The organism is Pseudomonas sp. WT-JTC (genome assembly GCF_056711565.1).
Window position 1 is genome coordinate 2531553 of the sequence record NZ_CM160042.1, and the last position, 16932, is coordinate 2548484.

Sequence of the window (16932 nt, forward strand, 5' to 3'; positions counted from 1 at the left end):
GTGGAATCTCCGGACGATCGGGCAGGCTTGGGCGACGATCGGACAGGACGCGAGCGTCCGTCAGGACGATAGTTGGTTCACAGGGTCTGTACCGGCCCTGCCACCCACAACAAGAAAAGAGAGGTTGCCATGCCGAAGTTCGTGATTGAACGTGAGATCCAGGGCGCCGGAGCTCTGTCGGAAAGGGATTTGAAAGCCGCTTCGCTAAAGTCTTGCCAGGCTTTGCGTGAGCTGCCGGAGGTGCAGTGGCTGCAGAGTTATGTCACCGGTGACAAGCTCTACTGCGTGTATATCTCGCCGAGCGAGGCGCAGATCCAGGAGCACGCCAGAATCAGTGGTTTTCCCGCCAACCGCATTTCCCAGGTCATGAACATCATCGATCCGACGACGGCGGAGTAACCGCGGTCAGGCCCGATTCGTGTTTCAACCCAGAGACCGTCTCCATGAGTACACCCATTGATCTGACTGCCTTGAAAAACCGCCAGATGGCCTCCTGGGCCAGCGGCGACTACGCCGTGATCGGCACCACCCTGCAAATTGTCGGCGAGCAACTGGCCGAAGCCTGCGACCTGTTGTGTGATGAGCGCGTGCTCGACGTTGCCGCCGGCAACGGCAATGCGACCCTCGCTGCGGCGCGTCGTGGCTGCCAGGTGACGTCCACCGACTATGTCGCTGCCTTGCTCGAACGCGGCGAAGAGCGGGCCCGGGCAGAACGCCTGAACGTCGCCTTCCAGGTCGCCGATGCCGAAGCCTTGCCTTTTGCGGATGCGAGTTACGACGCCGTACTGTCGACCTTCGGCGTGATGTTCACGCCGGACCAGCCCAAAGCCGCCGCGGAGCTGGCGCGAGTCTGTCGCCCGGGTGGGCGGATCGGTCTGGCCAACTGGACGCCGGAAGGCTTCGTCGGCCAGATGTTCAAGACCCTGGGCCAACACCTGCCACCCCCGCCGGGAGCGAATCCACCCTCGCGCTGGGGCACCGAAGCCTGGCTGCACGAGCATTTTGACGAGCGCGAATTTCTGCTCCAGGTGACGCGCCGCACGTTTAATTTCCGCTATCGCTCGGCGGTGCATTTCATCGACACCTTCCGCGACTGGTACGGGCCGATGCACAAGGCCTTCGCCGCGCTGCCCGCCGACGGCGCCAAGGCCCTGGAGAAGGACCTGACCGAGCTGATCAACCGGATGAACCGGGCGGGTGACAAGTCGCTGGTGGTGCCGAGTGAATACCTGGAGGTGGTGATTACGCGGCGTTGAGTGGCCATGCATAACCCCTTGTAGGAGCGAGCTTGCTCGCGAAGAGGTCATCCCTGATAACCCAAGTCTGCGATCTTTTGATGTTAAACCCAAATGCAAAAACGGCGCCCGAAGGTGCCGTTTTTTTTCGCCTGTTCCTGTAAACGGAGATCAGAAAATCAGGTCAAGCGAGTCGGTCAAAGGCAGCGGCGGTTATTCAGGTGGGTCAAGTTGGTCCAGCGCGCGGTTCACCGCCAGCTCGCCCAGCATGATGACTTGCGCAATGCCGAGTAGGGAGTTGCGCCTGGGGCCTTCCATATGATCCGCCAAGTCCATGGTCATGACATTGGCCGAAGCCAGCGATTCGCATGCATGGGCCAGCAGGGTTTCTGTATCGAGCTCTGGGTTGACGAAGAACATCGTGCCGACTGAGCGCGGATTGTCCATGATGGGGACGTCTGGCTTCAGGTGATAGTCGAGGGTCTGTTCGGCGTCTACGTGAGGTTTTTTTGAATCGGCGTTTTCGTACGGGGATGGTGGATCGGTCTTCGGCGGATTGGGTGTGACCTTGAACATAGATGGAACTCCGACGCTATTAAAAGGAGCCATCACCGCCCCGCTACCAAACGAAGGGTGGCGACCATACGAAGGTTGGTAGACCGGGCATCGGAACCGGCGCCCCCGAAGGAGCCCTGCGCATGGTCACCATAAAAACACCGCCCAGACACTGGGCAGTAAAGGTGACGCTATGCGTCGATGCTTCGGGCCTACCAAGCCCGATCACTGATTTTTCAATGACCGGCAAACGATAGAACCCAAGCCCACGACGCACAAGCCGGCGGATTCTGTCGCACCGGTAGGCAACGGCGCAAGGTGGTGTAGCTTTCAGGAAGTAATTTCCCAAGCAATTAAACGGGTACGTTTAATTTTCTTTGAGTGGGCTTCCACTGCGCGAAAAATTAACTTTTTTAACTACCGCTGTAGGAAATTGGTTGTTTGCTTTTGAGAAACTTCCTATTCGTTCATTTGGCTACGCCATTGGATTGCGTTCAGCATATGTTCCACCGTCTTATTCGTCGTCGCCCAAGATTCTCACTGCTCAGCGCTTCTGCCGAGACGAGAGGGAAGGCAACACCAATCGATGCCAATAAGGACGTTGTAAATGAATGCCCCCCTGTACACCTTGTATACCAACGAAGTCTCTCCTGAAATTCTCCGCAGTCTGGACAACTCGCCTTTCACCGAGGAGCAACTTGCGCAATTTGACGAGGAGGCCCGGGCGATCATTGATCGGCAGCGTGCTTACGTTGAAACACATCCACCTCGCGCTATTTACCGAGTCGCATCCGAGGGCAGTCAGACCCGTAACGGCGGGGTGATCCAGCAAGCGACGTCGCCCCTTGAGTTCATATTGGACAGCGGTCAAAAAGTACGTGGAGCGCAGAAAGGCGATTTCGTCGTGTATGCCGATGGCAGGACGGCGCAGATCGTAACCACAGCAGGCGAAGAGAATAGCCATCTGGCGCTGGTCGGTAGTCGTCTGTGCAATGGCGACGAGATCATCAATACATCCCAAGGCATTTGCATGTACGTGGCGCGTGAAGGCGTGCCCATGGGAGAGGATTTTCTGCCCTCCATAGAGGGAGTACAGAACTAATGGAGAAAGGATATTTCATCGGCCTGCATGACAAGACCACCTGCGGCGGCAAAGTGCTGGATGGTGACACTCGGGTCATGATGTTTGGCGTCGCCCATGCGTGCGAAGGTGATCGGGTCACCTGTGGCAAGGACAGCAAGACTTATCGGATTGTGGGGGGCATTTCGCACAAGACCAGCCATGGTAGAGCTATGGCGGGGACGCTTGATAGTCGCAGTAATTGTCCCTGCAAGGCCCAACTGATTCCCTCGGTGTTTACGGCCAGCTATAAAAATGAGCCAAGCCCCGTGCGGAGTGCTACAGGGGCCGCTGTTCAGCCAGCAATTCATTCCGATAGAGCTGAGACGACAAAATTCAATCCGGCTGATCCGAATCTTGCAGGGAAAGCCCCCTCACCACTCGGCGACCTCGGTGCAGCCGGAGGTTGTGACCATCCAGATCAAATGGAAGAGCTTGCCGCCTACATCGCTGGAGAGATGAATCGAAACATCCAACATCCGGCTGTGTTGCAAATGAAAGAGCTGATCAGCTACGACAGTAGCGCGGCTGCCAGGAAATTTCTGGAATTACCGTGGTATGCCAGACTGGCTGGGCCACCGAATTTCAACGCTATCGCGTTGGCTAAGAAGCTTGAGGCGATGGCGATCTGGACTAAACAAGTGGGTCAAAATATGGAGTGGGATCACAAGCCGAAGCTTCGTGAACTATTCCCCGGAGTCCGGCACAAGCAAGGGAAGTACCTCTACTACTACGATATTTGGTCGAACATCCACTACGGTTATGTCGGAATCATAGGGGGGCTTTCCGAAAGCTTGCTGCTAGACGGCGCAGGGGCCGAACAAATTGCATCAGATACCTTGCGCAAGGTCGAAGAGTTACGAACAACCCCCAAAAAGGATAGAGAACTCCCTGGTCCTCGTCCCACCGCCAGCCCTTGGACTCAATTGCGATCATGGGATGATGTAGCTGATAGAGTGTCGATAAGTATCGGTATAAAGCTCGCCAATCAGCACCCTAATGGCGGGATAACAGCGCAGATGATCATGAATAAAGTGTTGGCGGTAGCTCCAGAGAATTGGGGAGATGGAGTCAGTGTCCACGTCTGTAAATAAACCACGATTTCGGTACATAGGATGGCTATGGATTCCATTGTTTCCGTTGCTGGTACTGCAGTTGATGGCCCTATGGAATATTTATGTTCTACCCAGCGCAACCGTCAATTATTCCAAGGATGCCGAGCGGGGATTGCGGTACACATGGAACGTCCAAGACCGGATATACAGGGGACGGATGTCTCCCGGAGGTTCCACCAGTGACCACGGATATCTCTTTCCTGATACCGAATTCTTCATGGAATTTTCTTGGGCTGTCGAGAACGAGCGTTGGCACTGCATCAGCATCACGCCGAAGTGGCCCAACATGCATATTTTCCTCGACGCCGACGGCAACATTGATATGCAGAAAGGGAATGGTATTGATGTAGATAGGTTGAAAGAGTGTCAATGGGATTTGGTGAAACCATAATCGCGAACGGCACCGAAAGGTGCTGTTTTCTTTTTTGCGAGTCCATCGCCTTCGCGAGCAGGCTCGCTCCCACAATTAGTCGCAGGCAAGAAAACTGAGGAGATGGAGTCCGTGTCCACGTCTGCACATAAATCTGGTTGGCGTTACATGCGGTGGTTGTTGATTCTGTTATTACCGATATGGCTGCCGTTGCTGGTGCTTCTGCTTGTTGCCCTTTGGTAAATTGTTGTGCTGCCCGGCGCAACCGTTCATTACTCCAGGAATGGCGCAGACGAATTGCGCTTCATCTGGAATGTGCAACATCGGATATACAAAGGTGGCATGCCGCCCGGCAGCAGTACGCAAGATCATGGCTTCTTGTCTCCAGATGAGAACTTCTTCATGGAGATTTCCTGGTGGAGCAAAAACGTGCGTCCTCACTGCGTCAACATAAACCCGAAGTGGCCCAATACGCACATTTACCTTGATGCCAACGGTGATATTGATCACCGTGAAGGCAGCGGCACGGTTTCGGATCGCCTAAAACAATGCATCACGGATTGGGCGCGCCCATGAAATACTCAACGGGCAGAAAAACAACTGCACATTTAGTATTGCGGTCGATATCAACATGAAGTTCGTAACTACAGGCATTTACATCTCTGTGATGTGGACCCTGTCGATCTCGAAAACTTCCCACCTCAGCTGAAGCGTCTTCTGATGATCAACGTGGTGATGACGATCGCTACCCTGATTTGGATGGCCATTACATACTTGCTACTCAAACTCAGATAACTCGATGGACAAATTTTCAGGTTGTCATTGAAGCACCAAACGCAAAAACGACACGGAAAGGTGCCGTTTTTGTTTGGGGCTGTTCCACCGCTTTCGCGAGCAAGCCCGCTCCCACAGGGGGTGTGTGGTGGTCAATGGCATCTAAATCACTTCGGCACCACGTGCCACCAGCAACTCGCGCAACACCGACCGGTGACAATGCGCTTCATCCTCGCAATAACAGCCCACGGCCAGTGAAGTCTGATGGGACAGCGCGGCCAGCAGGTCGAGCATCTGACTGGCAGCGGGCTGGTTCATCTCGGCCTTGAACTTGCGTCTGAACACCTCCCAGGCCTTGGCATCCTGCGCAGCCTTGGCCTCGGCCACCAACTCCGTACTGGGCGACAGCAGCGGTTGCCAGACATCATAAAAATCCCGACGGGCGAATTCGGCTTTCGGAACGCCCCGGGGAGGGCGGCGTACCGTGCCCAGGCGCAATCCTTCGTCGGGGCGACGGGGTGATCCGAGTTGAACGATATGGACCGGCATGGCTACTTGAGCCGCGATTCGTCGAACCACTCCAGCGCGGTGCGCCAGAAGCAGATGCCCAGGAAATACGCCGACATCAGCAGCCACAGCCCCATCACCAACGGGTTGATCACTGGATGGTTGAGCACCAGCGACAGACTGCACAGCAGCCAGATCGCCGTCACCGCAATGTTGATCGGCATGAACCGGCGCACCCGAAACGGGTGCAGGAATTTCATCCGGGTCACGGTCAGCAGGGCCAGGCCAATGACCGTAATGAAGGTGATCCACGGCGACGGGGCAATGATGTACAGGCACAGGGCAACCACGTTCCAGGCGGCGGGGAAGCCCTGGAAGTAGTTGTCCTTGCTCTTCATGTTGACGTTGCAGAAGCAGAACAGCGACGACACCAGAATCACCGACACGCTCAGCAGCAAGGTGTAGTCCGGCAACGGGATGTAACGATAGATGAACAGTGCCGGGATAAACACATACGTCAGGTAATCGATCACCAGGTCGAGGATCGAGCCATCGAAGCTCGGCAACACCGTCTGCACGTTGACCTTGCGCGCCAGCGCACCGTCCAGTCCGTCGACGATCAGGGCGACGCCCAGCCACAGCAGGCAATGGGTCGGTTGGTTGTCCAGCAGCGACAGGGTGGCGAGGAAAGCGGTGACCACGCCAGTGGCAGTGAAACCATGGGCGCCCCATGCTTTGAGTCTGGCGATGTGCAGGGTTGAGATCACGGGGGCGTTCTCCAGTGAATGAAGCAAGCCGGTTGTCACCCCGCGAACGGGGGCGCTGGCAAAGCGGGTCGGGTTGCAGGTATCGACCGGGTATTGGGGAATAAGGTTCACCACCTATGAATCTTAGCTGCACGGCAAAAAAACACCCCGGACAAATCCGCGGTAGCACGGGCATGTCGGCCCAACGGTGCTGGTACATTCGCCTGCGAGGTCTATCGTTGCCTGACTGGATAAACCCCTTGCCAAGAGGACAAGCGTCATGAACACCAGCGATCTGCTCGAACAATTATTGCGCGCCGGCCAGGGTTCGATGGCGCAACAAGGCGGCACCTCGGCCCAAGGTGGGCTCGGCGACCTCGGTGGATTGCTCGGCGGGTTGTTGGGCGGTGGCGCAGGCGCGGGTGCTGGCGGCGGTGGCGCAGGGTTGGGCGGTTTGCTCGGTGGTTTGCTTGGCGGCGGTTCGCCGATGGGCGGTGCGCCGCAAGGCCGGTCCGGCGGCGGTACCAACTACGCGGCGCTGGCGTCCCTCGGCATGATGGCGTTCCAGGCGTACCAGGCCTGGCAGCGCAGTCAGGCGTCGGCGCCGCAAGAAGCGCCACGGACCGTGGACTTGCTGGCCGGCCCGCAAGTCGAGGAACACAGCCATGCGATCCTGCGGGCGTTGATTGCCGCGGCCAAGGCCGATGGCCGGATCGATGACGCCGAGAAGCAGATGATCAGCACTGAAATCGGGCGTCATACCGATGATCCGCAATTGCAGCAATGGCTGGACGATGAAGTTGCCAAGCCACTGGACGCCAGTGAAGTGGCGCAGTCGGCCACCGACCCTGGCATGGCTTCGGAGATGTACCTGGCCAGTGTGATGCTGGTGGACGATCAGCAGGACGCCGAGCGCAGCTATCTGGATGAACTGGCTGCGGCGTTGCAGATCGAGCCGGAACTGCAAGTGCATCTGGAGCAGCAGGCCAGGGGGACTGCCTGACGGGGTGCATCTCGGCGGGTCGGAATGAAAAAGTGATGGCTACGGTCAGGGGGGAACCCCATGTGGCGAGGGAACTTGCTCCCTCGCCACAAGAGCGTGTTACTTGAGGAACGCCTGGAAGTCGGTACCCATTTTGTCGATCGCCGCCTTGAAGTCCTTGGCGGTAACCTTCTGGCTCTCGTTTTCCAGGGCAGTGCCAAATACCTTGCGCACCACTTTGGCCACGGTCTGGTTGCTCTTTGCGTCGATGAACTCGGCTTCGATGAACAGGATGGTTTCCTGGTCACGGTGACCGGTGGCTGCCTGCGTTGCCCCGACTGCGGCCGCGATGGGGACCACTTCATACCACTTCATGCCTTCGTTTTCGGCGGTCACCCCGGTGATCGCCGCACGCATGATCAGGGGGCGGGAACCCGCCGGTGCAGCGGAGGAGTTAGGCACTACACGGTACTTCTGACCCAGCGTTGCCTTGGCCTTGCTGGTCATGTAGTTCTGAATGTCGGCCAGCGTCTGCTGGTTGACCCGCTCATTGGGTTTGGGCGCCGGGTACAGCTCCAGCTTGTTGAACACCACGGTGTCATAAGCGTTCGGGTTCCACGAAGGGCTGACCCAGCGCATCGCGGTTCCACCGCTCGGCGTCTGGACTTCCTGCAGGTTGTTGTAGTTGGACAGGAAACCTGAGTATTGCGCTTTCTCAGTCACTTTCGAGGTGCAACCGCCTAGCAACAGACTTGCCAGCGCAGCGCCGACCAGCAGTTTTCGGGACAGATTCATAGTGGTGTTTACTCCTTGGATGAAATCGTCGTTCTTTCGTTTGCAGTGCATCAGAATCGCCAGGTCATGTTCCCGGCCAAGGCTTGAATCCAGGCATTGTCGAATTGACCGGAAACTCGATTGCCCGATACGGATTTGGCCTGGTCCACCGGCATGTCGCCGAGCCAGACCATGGCCCAACTGACGTTGACATCGGTGTCCTCGTTCAGAGCATAGGTGGCTCCTGTCGCAATGCGCCAGGATTCGCTCATCGGCACGACCACGCTGCGATTGCTGTCCGAGACGGCACTGCTGTCGTAGGCCACGCCGAAGTTCCACAACCACTGCTCGGTGGCCTGGTATTGCGCGCCAAGGGAAAGATGCCAGGTGTCCTTGAAGCCGGCGTCGACGGTTTTCGATTGCGCTCCCAATGCCGTGGTGTCGACCTCTACGGCGATGTCGCCGAACCCGGACCAGTCCTGCCAGTTGGCCGAGGCCAGCAAGGCCCATTGTCGGTCCAGTTGCTGGAACAGGCTCAGGGTGACGGTCTGCGGCACCTGCATGTCGAGTTCGGTATCGGTGTTGTTGACGCGCTCGAGCAGGCGGCCGTCGCCCTTGACGTCCAGCCGGTCCTCGAAGTCCAGGTCGACCTGGCTGGTATAGGTCAGGCCGATGCGTGTGTCGGGTTGCGGGGCGTAGATCACCCCGACGTTGGCGCCATAGCCCCAGGTGTTGTCCCGGTATTTGAATTGACCGTCAGAGCGGTCGGTGAAGCCGAAAGGGGAGCGGTCGATAGCCGTGTCTGCCTTCAACATGCCGTACATGGCCTTGATGCCCAGGCCGACCGACCACTGTTCGTTGAAGCGATAAGCCACGCTCGGTACCAGCGACAAGCCGAGCAGGCTGGAGTTCTGCGCGAAATAGCGGCCCGACCAGTCGTTGTCGTAATTGACCGCCAGCCCGAAGTCGCCGTACTGGCCGAAACCGACGCTCCAGTGCTCGTCCAGTTCATGGCTGATGAAGAAGCTGCCACCGGGAATCGGATCGAGGGCATTGCCGCTGCCGCTGCCCGGGACGTTGGTGCCGGAGTCGCGGTCGAAGCTCAAATCGCCGTACAGGACCTGCAAGCCGGCAGTGATTTGCGTGCCGGGCAGGTAGCTCATGCCTGCCGGGTTGCTGGCGATGGTCGAGGGGCCCTGGGCTCGGGCGGCGGCACCGGCGTTGGCGAGGCCTGCGTTATCGGTGCCGATTTCGTACAGCATGATGCCGCCGGCCCAGGCCTGTTGACAGCACAGGGCGAGTAGCGCGCAAGCAGGCTGGGCAAGTGTTCTGGTCGGCACGTATCTACCTCGACAAATGTCCATTTCGAATACGGGTAACCTGTGCCGGCCACCCTGGATTCGGCTGTTTACCTGGCACCCGGCCAGCCACCAGGCTGGTCGATGAAGCGGTACTTGAAGTCATCGATACGGATCGCGCCCAGGGCACTCTCTCCAAAGTAGAAGATTTCATGCCGGTTCGACGGACTTTTTCCCGTGATCATTGCCGTCCAAGTGAACCTTGAGCGTAGGTTTGAAATGAGAAATATCCAGTAATGAGTAGTCAGAAAGCGTTGATTCAAGTGCATCTAACCGAAAGAGTGCTCCGTCAAAGACACCGGCCAAATCGGGGCGGCGAGCGGAACTCGCCGCCTCAATCGCCATTACCGACCGGCAGTGGCGGCCAGCAATGGTGCGATTTGCTGATCGGTCAATGCGGCATGCACGTCCATGCTCATCAGGTCGTTCCACTCCAGCACCCATTTTTGAATCGGCACCAGATCGCTCGCCTCGGCAATGCCGAAGCCGGCCGAGCTCCCTACGGCGTGCCAGCGTCCGTGCATGGTGACGCCTTCGGGCGGCGCACCACCGGTCTTGAGAAAACGTGCGATTGCGGCATCACGGTTGTCCGGGCTGATTGTCCAACTGACGATGAATAACATTGGCCACCTCCTGTTACGGATTGGCACCGGTTTTCATGCGCGAACCTGGCTGGCGCCGGGGCCGTGGCCGCGCTTGGGTTTGCAGATCCGTGCTGGCTGGTTTGCGGCGGAATCTCCCATGGAAGGCATAGCAGCGCCCCGCGATTCATGTACGACCGCTGATCCTGTTCAGGTGGCTGTTCGAGGGGGTAACGGATGCGTGTTTCACCAGCGAAACATGGGCAGCGGCCGCAGCGGCGAGCGGATGAATTGTCGGGCTGAACGCTTTATCAGCATCGAGTGAAAACCATGGTCGGGAAAGATCGACTGTATGGTCTTGATGAAGCTTCGGGGCAAGCCGAAACGGACCAGGCCCAGGGACACATCCACCAGATCGGCCTGGCGGAAGAATTCGACGCTGTCGGCACAAGCGCCGCGATACCGGCGCACCTTGTGATGCTCAAGTATCAACGCACGGACTTCATCCTTCAGTTCCGGTCGTTGTTGGTGGTCGAGGTACTCGGTGGCCAGGGCAATGGATGGCGGCAGGTAGTCCAGGGTGTCATCGGTCCAGATACCCAGGTCGTGAAACGCCGCCGCGATCTGTACGGCATCCGAGGGCAAGCCTTCGGCACCGCTGAGGGCACTATGGAAATTCAGCACCCGGTAAATGTGGTTGCGGTAGCCCTGCAGGTCGGCACCGATGGCCAGGGCGAACGAGGTGAGGATCTCGTCGGTGCGAGGGAATTCGAGAATGGGCTTCATCAGGCGTCACGCAACAGGTCGTTGGCATTGAGCAGCTCGTAGGCAATCTCCGGGCGCTTTTCCATGGCGCGGCGAATGGCTGCGGGGATGTTGGCGCGGGTCTTGCGGCACAGCCCCGGCAGTTCGCCAATCTGGATACCGATGCCGCGCATGGTGCGCACTTCATTGAAGCCGGGGGCGATGTCCACGCGGATCCCCAACTGTTCGAACATGCGCCGTTGCACGTGCTCGAGATCGCTCAGGCTCTGCAGGTTCTCCAGGCGTTCGATCAGGCGTTTTTCTTCGTTGCGGGTCAGAAACAGAATGCGCAGGTCCGCCCCCGGTGTTTCCAGCAACGGGTCACGCCCGCAGTCGCAGGCACCGGGCGGGCAGGGTTGGCGAATCGGAGTGGAGACGTTCATGTGATTCAATCATAGAGCGCCGTGATCGAATTTGCCCATGGGTTTTTGGCGTGAGGGCGCTCCAAAAAAATGTGGGAGCGGGCTTGCTCGCGAAAGCGCCCTGTCAATCGACATTTGCGTCGACTGACACTACGCCTTCGCGAGCAAGCCCGCTCCCACAGGGGTTGCGGTGAACCTGCCTGACTTACTTCAGTACCAGCATCCGGTAAACGCCGTCTTCGACTTCGATCCCGTGGGTATCATGAGTGAAGCCCGGGAAGGATTTGTCGAAGGCTTCCAGTGCCTTGAGATACGCCAGCAACGGACCGTCCGCAGGCCCTGCGTTCTCACCCGGCATGAGCAGCGGGATGCCTGGCGGGTACGGCACGATACCGGTGGCGGCCAGGCGCCCTGCAGCTTCGTTGAGGGTGACCAGTTCGATGTCGTTGCGCACCAGTTTTTCGTAGGCCTCCACCGGGCTGAATTCGGCTTTTGGCAGGGTGCCGAAGGCCTGGGACATGTTGGCGGTGGTCTTGTGTTTCTTCATGGCGGCGAAGATTTCGTCGGCCAGATCCTTCAGGCCCATGCCGGCATAGCGTTGTTGGTGGGCGTTGTACAGGTCGGGCAGGCACAGCTCGAGTTCGGCGTTGTCGTCGTAATCACGCTTGAAGTCGAGCAGGGCGTTGAGCAGCGTGCCCCACTTGCCTTTGGTGATGCCGATCGAGAACAGGAACAGGATGGTGAAGTCGGTGGTTTTCTCGACCACGATCCCCTGGCGGCCCAGGTACGCCGTGACCACGCAAGCGGGGATGCCGGACGCGAGCAGGGTGCCGTCGTCGCCCATGCCCGGACTGAGCACCGAGACCTTGATCGGGTCGAGCATGCAGTAACCATCTTCGATGTCACCGAAACCGTGCCATACCGCGTTCGGGTGCAGGACCCAGCAGTTCGGATCGGTTTTAAGCGTAGCCGGGTCGACCTCATGGAACGGCACGGTCGCTGCGCCCACCTGTACGGTCGGTGGCTGCCAGCAGGTGAAGAACCAGTTGTCCTTGCTCAGCATCTCGTTGTGCATGCGCGAGAGCACCTGGCGGAAGCTGATGGCCTCTTCGATCGATTCGCTGGTGAGGATCTGCCCGCTCGGTGCTTCCATCATCGCCGAGCTGACGTCGCAAGACGCCATGATCGCGTAGTTCGGCGAGGTCGAGGCGTGCATCATGTACGACTCGTTGAAACGCGCATGTTCGATCGGGTTACGGCCGTCGCGTACGTGGATCATCGAGGCCTGGGACAGGGCGGCCAGCAACTTGTGGGTCGACTGGGTGGCGAACACGGTCGGCTTGGACTTGTCGTGATCGCCCGGGTCGCCGTGCATGGCATGGCGCCCGCTGTACAGCGGGTTGAAGCGCGCATAACCGTACCAGGCTTCGTCGAAGTGCAGGCGGTCAACGCTTTCGCCCAGCAGCTCTTCGACGCGGGTGACGTTGTAGGTCAGGCCGTCGTAAGTGGAGTTGGTGACAATGGCGTGCACCGGCGTCGGGTCGATGCCTGTCTTGACCAGCGGGTTGTTGGCGATGGCGGCTTTCACGCCTTCGGCGCTCAGGGTCTGCGGCAGGATCGGGCCGATGATGCCATAGCGGTTGCGGGTCGGCACCAGGTAGGTCGGAATCGCCCCGGACAGGGTCATCGCATGTTCTGCGGACTTGTGGCAATTGCGGTCGCACAGGGCGATCTGGTTGCGCGTGACGCTGGCCATGAGGATGACGCGGTTGGACATCGACGAACCGTTGGTCACATAGTACGTGCGGTGCGCGCCGAAGACCTTGGCGGCATAGCGTTCGCCCTGGCCGATGGGGCCGCTGTGATCGAGCAGGGAGCCCAGTTCGCCGACGGAGATCGACAGGTCGGAACGCAGCAGGTTCTCGCCGAAGAACTCGTAGAAGGCACGCCCGGCAGTGCTCTTGAGAAACGCCGTACCGCCGGCATGGCCGGGGGTGTGCCAGGAGTATTCATAGGTGCGGGCGAACTTCACCAGCGCGCCGAACATCGGCGGCAGGGCGGCCTGACGGTAACGTTCGATAGCGGCCAGGATGCGCCCGCTGAGGAAGCGTGAAGTGTCTTCGGGCAGCCAGATGAAGTCGTCGGCGTGTTGCATGACCAGCAGCGGAATGCTCGACGCGGTGGTGCGGTCGCTGATCAGGAACACCGGCACGCGTGTGTTGCGCTCGCGCAGCTTGACCAGCAGTTTGATGCAGTCGGCGTGGCCTTCGCTCGCGTCCATTTCCCATCGGATGAGCACGCATTGAACGGCAGGGTCCGAACGCAGGATCGAGGCGGCATCACTGAGGCTTTCCGAGGCCAGGACACTGACGCCACGTCCCTCCACGTCGTGGACCAGTTGATCCAGGGCGCGGCCGAACACCGTTCGCTTGTCCGGCGGACTGCTGACCAGTAGTGCCAGCATTCCGAGCGAGTGTTTATATTCCGTCATGATTGAACCTCCAGAATGGCTTTATTCAGATTGTTCACCGGCACTGGCTCGGCAGTGAGGTGCTGCGCGCTGACGGTTTGCGTCGGTACGCTGTTGTTGAGAGCTTCAAGGCGGATCAGGCGGTTGTTGACGAAGCCGAACAGGGTGTAGCCAAAGATGGTGGCCACGCCGCCCAGCATCAGCGCCTGCTCACCGGAGCTGTACAGCGCCAGATAGCTGTAGGCTGCCGCGACCAGGGCGATGACGTTGGTTGCCAGTGCCTTGCCTTCCGGCACGTTGGAGACTTTCTGCATGGTCATCAGCGCGGCCATGGACAGGATGTAAGGCACCAGGTTGGTGACCACTGCAAGGTTGACCAGGGTGTCGAACTGCTTGCTCAGGTCGGGACTGATGGTGAGCAGCGCCAGCGCGGTCTGTGCGGTGAGCAGTACCATCATGCCGACAATCGGCGTTCCCGCCTTGTTGGCCTTGGCGAAGATCGACAGGAAGTAACCGGTGTCAGCCGAGCTTTTGTACACCTGGGCGATGGTGAACTGCCAACCCAGCAGCGAGCCGATACAGGCGAGCACCATTGCCGCCATCACGATGTCGCCGACCATCGGGGTGAACATCTTGGCGAACACCAGGCCGAAAGGTGCGGTGGACGCGACCAGTTCTTCGTTGCCGACGATACCGAAGATGACGTTGGTGGAGACGATATAGATCACCGCAGCACCCAGGGTGCCGCCCAGCACGGCAATCGGTACGTTGCGCTCGGGGTTTTCCACCGCGTCGGTGTTGGCGCAAGCCGATTCCAGGCCGAGGAAGGCCCACAGGGTGATCGCCACCGAGGCACCTGCCGCTTCGAACCAGCTCTTGTCGTGGGGGTTCCAGCCGGCGGCGTAGACGCTGCTGTCGAACCAGAACCAGCCAACCGTGGATACCAGCACCACCGGTGCAATCACACCCCAGACCGTCACCGCGCCGATCCGGCCGGTAATTCTGGCGCCGCCAAAGTTGGCGAAGGTGGTGATCCATAACAAGGCGATGGTCGCCAGGCCTACTTGCAGGGAATCAAGCTTTATCCCGAACAACACCTGGATATAACCAACCGCAGTAATACTGATCGCCACGTTGGCAATCAACAGTGAGAGGCCGTAGGTGTAGTTGGTGATGTAGTTGCCAGCTTTACCAAACGTGTATTCGGCATAGCCGCCCATGCCGCCGGTCTTGCGGCTGAGCATCCCGCATCGCGCAAAGGCGTAGGCCAGAGCGAGGGAGCCGGTGGCCGTCACCAGCCAGGAAAGAATCGAAATTGCACCGACTTCCGCGAGTTTCGTCGGTAGCAGCACAATGCCGGAGCCCAACATGTTGACGGCAGTCAACATTGTCAGTTGCCCCACACTCATTTTCTTTGCGACTGACATTCCGTTGCCTCACTTAGTTGGCGATTGAGAGTCTTAGCTATAGCAAAGGATTGAAAACTCGCAAGAAATGGCGTCACTCATTTCGTTTTTGCACTAAATCGCAAAAAAGGCAGGATGCTGGCCCCCAAGTTTAAAAATCCTCCGCAAAATTAGTTCATTTTCAGCCAGTTAAATAGGTCAAGATGCGCAAGATATGGATCGCATTAATCCCGCTAGTTGTTGCGGGTACAGCCAATTCGGCTCACGCCAAAGAACTGGCCACCAATGATCAGTACATGTGCAGTTGGGGCGCGGGCACGGCTGCAAGGGCACAGGAACTCAAGCTTTCAGGCGTTTCTCTGTACGCCGCACGGCAAAAAATCCAGGCCTACAAGTTTGCCAAAACATGGATGCGCATGATGGCACTTGGCATTACCGAGCAAACTTATGACAGTTCGTCGCGATTGAAACCGACTGCTGTACGGCAGAGTTTTTATGAAGACTGCGTCAGGTACAAATTGGCGCGTAAGTAGAAAAGAAGCGAACGTCGGTCGGATCGACCACGGTATGGGCCTGTGACGTCTATATTGATTGACCATCCCAGCGACCGGATGGGGTGTTAAAACCGGTTTCTTACAACTCAATCAGGAGGTCACCATGAACCAGATCGATAAAGTGTTGTACACCGCCAAAACCCACACCACCGGCGGGCGTGACGGCGCCTCCCGCAGCTCCGACGGAATCCTCGATGTGAAGCTTTCGTCCCCGGGCGCGGGCGGCGGCGGAACCAATCCGGAGCAACTGTTCTCTGCCGGCTGGTCAGCCTGTTTTATCGGTGCGATGCAAGTGGCGGCCAGGGAAATGAAAGTGGCGCTGCCCAAGGATGTGGCCGTCGATGCCGAAGTCGACCTGGGCACCAACGAAGGCGGCTATCTGTTGCAGGCGCGGCTTAACGTCAGCCTGCCGGGGCTGGATCGTGAAACCGCGCAGAAAATCGTCGAGACTGGGCACCAGTACTGCCCGTACTCGAAAGCCACGCGCAACAACATCAACGTCGTGCTCAAGCTGGTTTGAGTTGACATGAAAAGGCCTTGGCGAACGACATGGGTTGTCGCCAAGGCCTGAAGTGCTTGCTGCCCCGATCCGACCTGCTCGCGAAGGCGGTGTTTCCGTCAGCCTGTCTCTTGTTGACGGTGTACATTTCCGTTGCTGCGGTAACGGCGACTTAGGGTTTCGCCCTGATGGCGACTCACTTTTTTTACAAGCGCCTAAAAAAAGTAAGCAAAAAAACGCTCGCCCCGAACGTCCGGCCCCTCGCCAAGGCTCGGGGTTCCTTCGCTCCGGTGTCCATCCGGGGGCATTGCCCTCCGGTCGGCTGCGCGCGACCTGCATGCAATGGGTTCGACTGCGTCGAACGGCGCTGCGCGCCATACCCCGGATGAACACCTCCGCTCAGCCTGCCGAGGGGGCGGGTGGATCAAGATCAAGAGCGGCAGGCGAGCTAACGCTCGGCCTGTTGAATGGTGAAAAGCGTGGGGGTATGCCGACCTGCTTTTGCTCTGCTCTTCTCTCTTCTGTAGGAGCGAGCTTGCTCGCGATGGTCGTCAACGATGACGCGGGCGGTCTGAATCCCCGCGGTGTCCTGGCGTTTTTCGCGAGCAAGCTCGCTCCTACAGGGGAACGCGTTCAATTGCGATCAGGCTGGCCAGCAGGCCGCCTCGCTTTGGCTTTTGATCTTCTTGCCCCCTCGAGAGGCCGAACGTCAGGGGCGGG

At 58.6% G+C, this 16932-nt stretch carries 20 protein-coding genes; 9 read left to right on the forward strand and 11 right to left on the reverse strand.

Translation table 11 applies throughout. From position 1 onward, the window contains the following. Positions 1-129 precede the first annotated feature (129 nt). On the forward strand, positions 130-399 hold the full coding sequence (locus tag AC06G5_RS11610) for a DUF4242 domain-containing protein (protein ID WP_218484132.1): 270 nt from the start codon (positions 130-132) through the stop codon (positions 397-399). Between the two features lie 44 nt (positions 400-443). After that, the gene (locus tag AC06G5_RS11615) at positions 444-1256 is read left to right on the forward strand and encodes a class I SAM-dependent methyltransferase (RefSeq protein WP_413428494.1); all 813 of its coding nucleotides are present in this window, start codon (positions 444-446) and stop codon (positions 1254-1256) included. Between the two features lie 192 nt (positions 1257-1448). Here the strand turns inward: AC06G5_RS11615 and AC06G5_RS11620 are convergent, their stop codons facing one another. Then, complete coding sequence (locus tag AC06G5_RS11620; protein WP_413428495.1) at positions 1449-1811, reverse strand: DUF6124 family protein; 363 nt, start codon at positions 1809-1811, stop codon at positions 1449-1451. A 586-nt stretch (positions 1812-2397) separates the two neighbouring features. On the opposite strand from AC06G5_RS11620, the gene AC06G5_RS11625 reads away from it, so the two are divergent. From AC06G5_RS11625 to AC06G5_RS11640, 4 genes are all read left to right on the forward strand, one after another. Further along, on the forward strand, positions 2398-2892 hold the full coding sequence (locus tag AC06G5_RS11625; RefSeq protein WP_480459504.1) for a hypothetical protein: 495 nt from the start codon (positions 2398-2400) through the stop codon (positions 2890-2892). Then, positions 2892-4004, forward strand: coding sequence for a polymorphic toxin type 44 domain-containing protein (locus AC06G5_RS11630; RefSeq protein ID WP_480459506.1), 1113 nt, complete (start codon positions 2892-2894; stop codon positions 4002-4004). Before AC06G5_RS11625 ends, AC06G5_RS11630 begins: the two co-directional genes overlap by 1 nt. Before the next feature lie 37 nt (positions 4005-4041). Then, positions 4042-4416 carry a hypothetical protein gene (locus AC06G5_RS11635; RefSeq protein WP_413428498.1) on the forward strand — a complete coding sequence of 125 codons (375 nt, stop codon included), beginning with the start codon at positions 4042-4044 and terminating at the stop codon, positions 4414-4416. A 276-nt stretch (positions 4417-4692) separates the two neighbouring features. Continuing rightward, complete coding sequence (locus tag AC06G5_RS11640) at positions 4693-4971, forward strand: hypothetical protein (RefSeq protein WP_413428499.1); 279 nt, start codon at positions 4693-4695, stop codon at positions 4969-4971. Between the two features lie 360 nt (positions 4972-5331). On the opposite strand, the gene AC06G5_RS11645 is transcribed toward AC06G5_RS11640, so the two are convergent. Then, positions 5332-5718 carry a DUF488 domain-containing protein gene (locus AC06G5_RS11645; protein ID WP_413428500.1) on the reverse strand — a complete coding sequence of 129 codons (387 nt, stop codon included), beginning with the start codon at positions 5716-5718 and terminating at the stop codon, positions 5332-5334. A gap of 2 nt (positions 5719-5720) precedes the next feature. After that, entirely contained in the window at positions 5721-6443 is a 723-nt protein-coding gene (gene pcsA, locus AC06G5_RS11650; protein ID WP_413428501.1) for a phosphatidylcholine synthase, read from the reverse strand. A 259-nt stretch (positions 6444-6702) separates the two neighbouring features. Between pcsA and AC06G5_RS11655 the strand changes: the two genes are divergently transcribed. Then, positions 6703-7425, forward strand: a complete 723-nt coding sequence (locus AC06G5_RS11655; RefSeq protein WP_413705128.1) for a tellurite resistance TerB family protein — start codon at positions 6703-6705, stop codon at positions 7423-7425. Positions 7426-7524: 99 nt separating this feature from the next. Here the strand turns inward: AC06G5_RS11655 and AC06G5_RS11660 are convergent, their stop codons facing one another. The 8 genes from AC06G5_RS11660 to potE all read right to left on the reverse strand — a co-directional run bounded on the left by AC06G5_RS11660 (position 7525) and on the right by potE (position 15180). Then, a complete protein-coding gene (locus AC06G5_RS11660) occupies positions 7525-8199 on the reverse strand; it encodes a DUF3313 domain-containing protein (protein WP_413427632.1) in 675 nt (224 codons plus the stop codon). 50 nt (positions 8200-8249) lie between these two features. Continuing rightward, a complete protein-coding gene (locus AC06G5_RS11665; protein ID WP_413427631.1) occupies positions 8250-9518 on the reverse strand; it encodes an OmpP1/FadL family transporter in 1269 nt (422 codons plus the stop codon). A 68-nt stretch (positions 9519-9586) separates the two neighbouring features. Then, complete coding sequence (locus AC06G5_RS11670; protein ID WP_413427635.1) at positions 9587-9721, reverse strand: hypothetical protein; 135 nt, start codon at positions 9719-9721, stop codon at positions 9587-9589. Between the two features lie 159 nt (positions 9722-9880). Further along, on the reverse strand, positions 9881-10159 hold the full coding sequence (locus tag AC06G5_RS11675) for a DUF3303 domain-containing protein (RefSeq protein WP_413427630.1): 279 nt from the start codon (positions 10157-10159) through the stop codon (positions 9881-9883). Between the two features lie 204 nt (positions 10160-10363). After that, complete coding sequence (locus AC06G5_RS11680) at positions 10364-10903, reverse strand: HD domain-containing protein (protein WP_413427629.1); 540 nt, start codon at positions 10901-10903, stop codon at positions 10364-10366. Then, entirely contained in the window at positions 10903-11304 is a 402-nt protein-coding gene (locus AC06G5_RS11685) for a hypothetical protein (RefSeq protein WP_413427628.1), read from the reverse strand. Before AC06G5_RS11685 ends, AC06G5_RS11680 begins: the two co-directional genes overlap by 1 nt. 184 nt (positions 11305-11488) lie before the next feature. After that, a complete protein-coding gene (locus AC06G5_RS11690; RefSeq protein ID WP_413427627.1) occupies positions 11489-13774 on the reverse strand; it encodes an Orn/Lys/Arg family decarboxylase in 2286 nt (761 codons plus the stop codon). Next, the gene (potE, locus tag AC06G5_RS11695; RefSeq protein ID WP_413427626.1) at positions 13771-15180 is read right to left on the reverse strand and encodes a putrescine-ornithine antiporter; all 1410 of its coding nucleotides are present in this window, start codon (positions 15178-15180) and stop codon (positions 13771-13773) included. The genes AC06G5_RS11690 and potE overlap by 4 nt, the downstream gene beginning before the upstream one ends. Before the next feature lie 182 nt (positions 15181-15362). Between potE and AC06G5_RS11700 the strand changes: the two genes are divergently transcribed. Then, entirely contained in the window at positions 15363-15692 is a 330-nt protein-coding gene (locus AC06G5_RS11700; RefSeq protein ID WP_413427625.1) for a hypothetical protein, read from the forward strand. A gap of 124 nt (positions 15693-15816) precedes the next feature. Next, on the forward strand, positions 15817-16233 hold the full coding sequence (locus AC06G5_RS11705; protein WP_413427624.1) for an organic hydroperoxide resistance protein: 417 nt from the start codon (positions 15817-15819) through the stop codon (positions 16231-16233). The last annotated feature ends 699 nt before the right edge of the window (positions 16234-16932 follow it).

Excerpts from the sequence above, each read along its gene's own strand:
- AC06G5_RS11660 (WP_413427632.1), bottom strand. The coding sequence starts at position 8,199 with ATGAATCTGTCCCGAAAACTGCTGGTCGGCGCTGCGCTGGCAAGTCTG.
- AC06G5_RS11610 (WP_218484132.1), top strand. The coding sequence starts at position 130 with ATGCCGAAGTTCGTGATTGAACGTGAGATCCAGGGCGCCGGAGCTCTG.
- AC06G5_RS11655 (WP_413705128.1), top strand. The coding sequence starts at position 6,703 with ATGAACACCAGCGATCTGCTCGAACAATTATTGCGCGCCGGCCAGGGT.
- AC06G5_RS11685 (WP_413427628.1), bottom strand. The coding sequence starts at position 11,304 with ATGAACGTCTCCACTCCGATTCGCCAACCCTGCCCGCCCGGTGCCTGC.
- AC06G5_RS11705 (WP_413427624.1), top strand. The coding sequence starts at position 15,817 with ATGAACCAGATCGATAAAGTGTTGTACACCGCCAAAACCCACACCACC.
- AC06G5_RS11630 (WP_480459506.1), top strand. The coding sequence starts at position 2,892 with ATGGAGAAAGGATATTTCATCGGCCTGCATGACAAGACCACCTGCGGC.
- AC06G5_RS11620 (WP_413428495.1), bottom strand. The coding sequence starts at position 1,811 with ATGTTCAAGGTCACACCCAATCCGCCGAAGACCGATCCACCATCCCCG.
- AC06G5_RS11690 (WP_413427627.1), bottom strand. The coding sequence starts at position 13,774 with ATGACGGAATATAAACACTCGCTCGGAATGCTGGCACTACTGGTCAGC.
- AC06G5_RS11675 (WP_413427630.1), bottom strand. The coding sequence starts at position 10,159 with ATGTTATTCATCGTCAGTTGGACAATCAGCCCGGACAACCGTGATGCC.
- AC06G5_RS11645 (WP_413428500.1), bottom strand. The coding sequence starts at position 5,718 with ATGCCGGTCCATATCGTTCAACTCGGATCACCCCGTCGCCCCGACGAA.
- AC06G5_RS11625 (WP_480459504.1), top strand. The coding sequence starts at position 2,398 with ATGAATGCCCCCCTGTACACCTTGTATACCAACGAAGTCTCTCCTGAA.
- AC06G5_RS11670 (WP_413427635.1), bottom strand. The coding sequence starts at position 9,721 with ATGATCACGGGAAAAAGTCCGTCGAACCGGCATGAAATCTTCTACTTT.
- AC06G5_RS11680 (WP_413427629.1), bottom strand. The coding sequence starts at position 10,903 with ATGAAGCCCATTCTCGAATTCCCTCGCACCGACGAGATCCTCACCTCG.
- AC06G5_RS11700 (WP_413427625.1), top strand. The coding sequence starts at position 15,363 with ATGCGCAAGATATGGATCGCATTAATCCCGCTAGTTGTTGCGGGTACA.
- AC06G5_RS11615 (WP_413428494.1), top strand. The coding sequence starts at position 444 with ATGAGTACACCCATTGATCTGACTGCCTTGAAAAACCGCCAGATGGCC.
- potE (WP_413427626.1), bottom strand. The coding sequence starts at position 15,180 with ATGTCAGTCGCAAAGAAAATGAGTGTGGGGCAACTGACAATGTTGACT.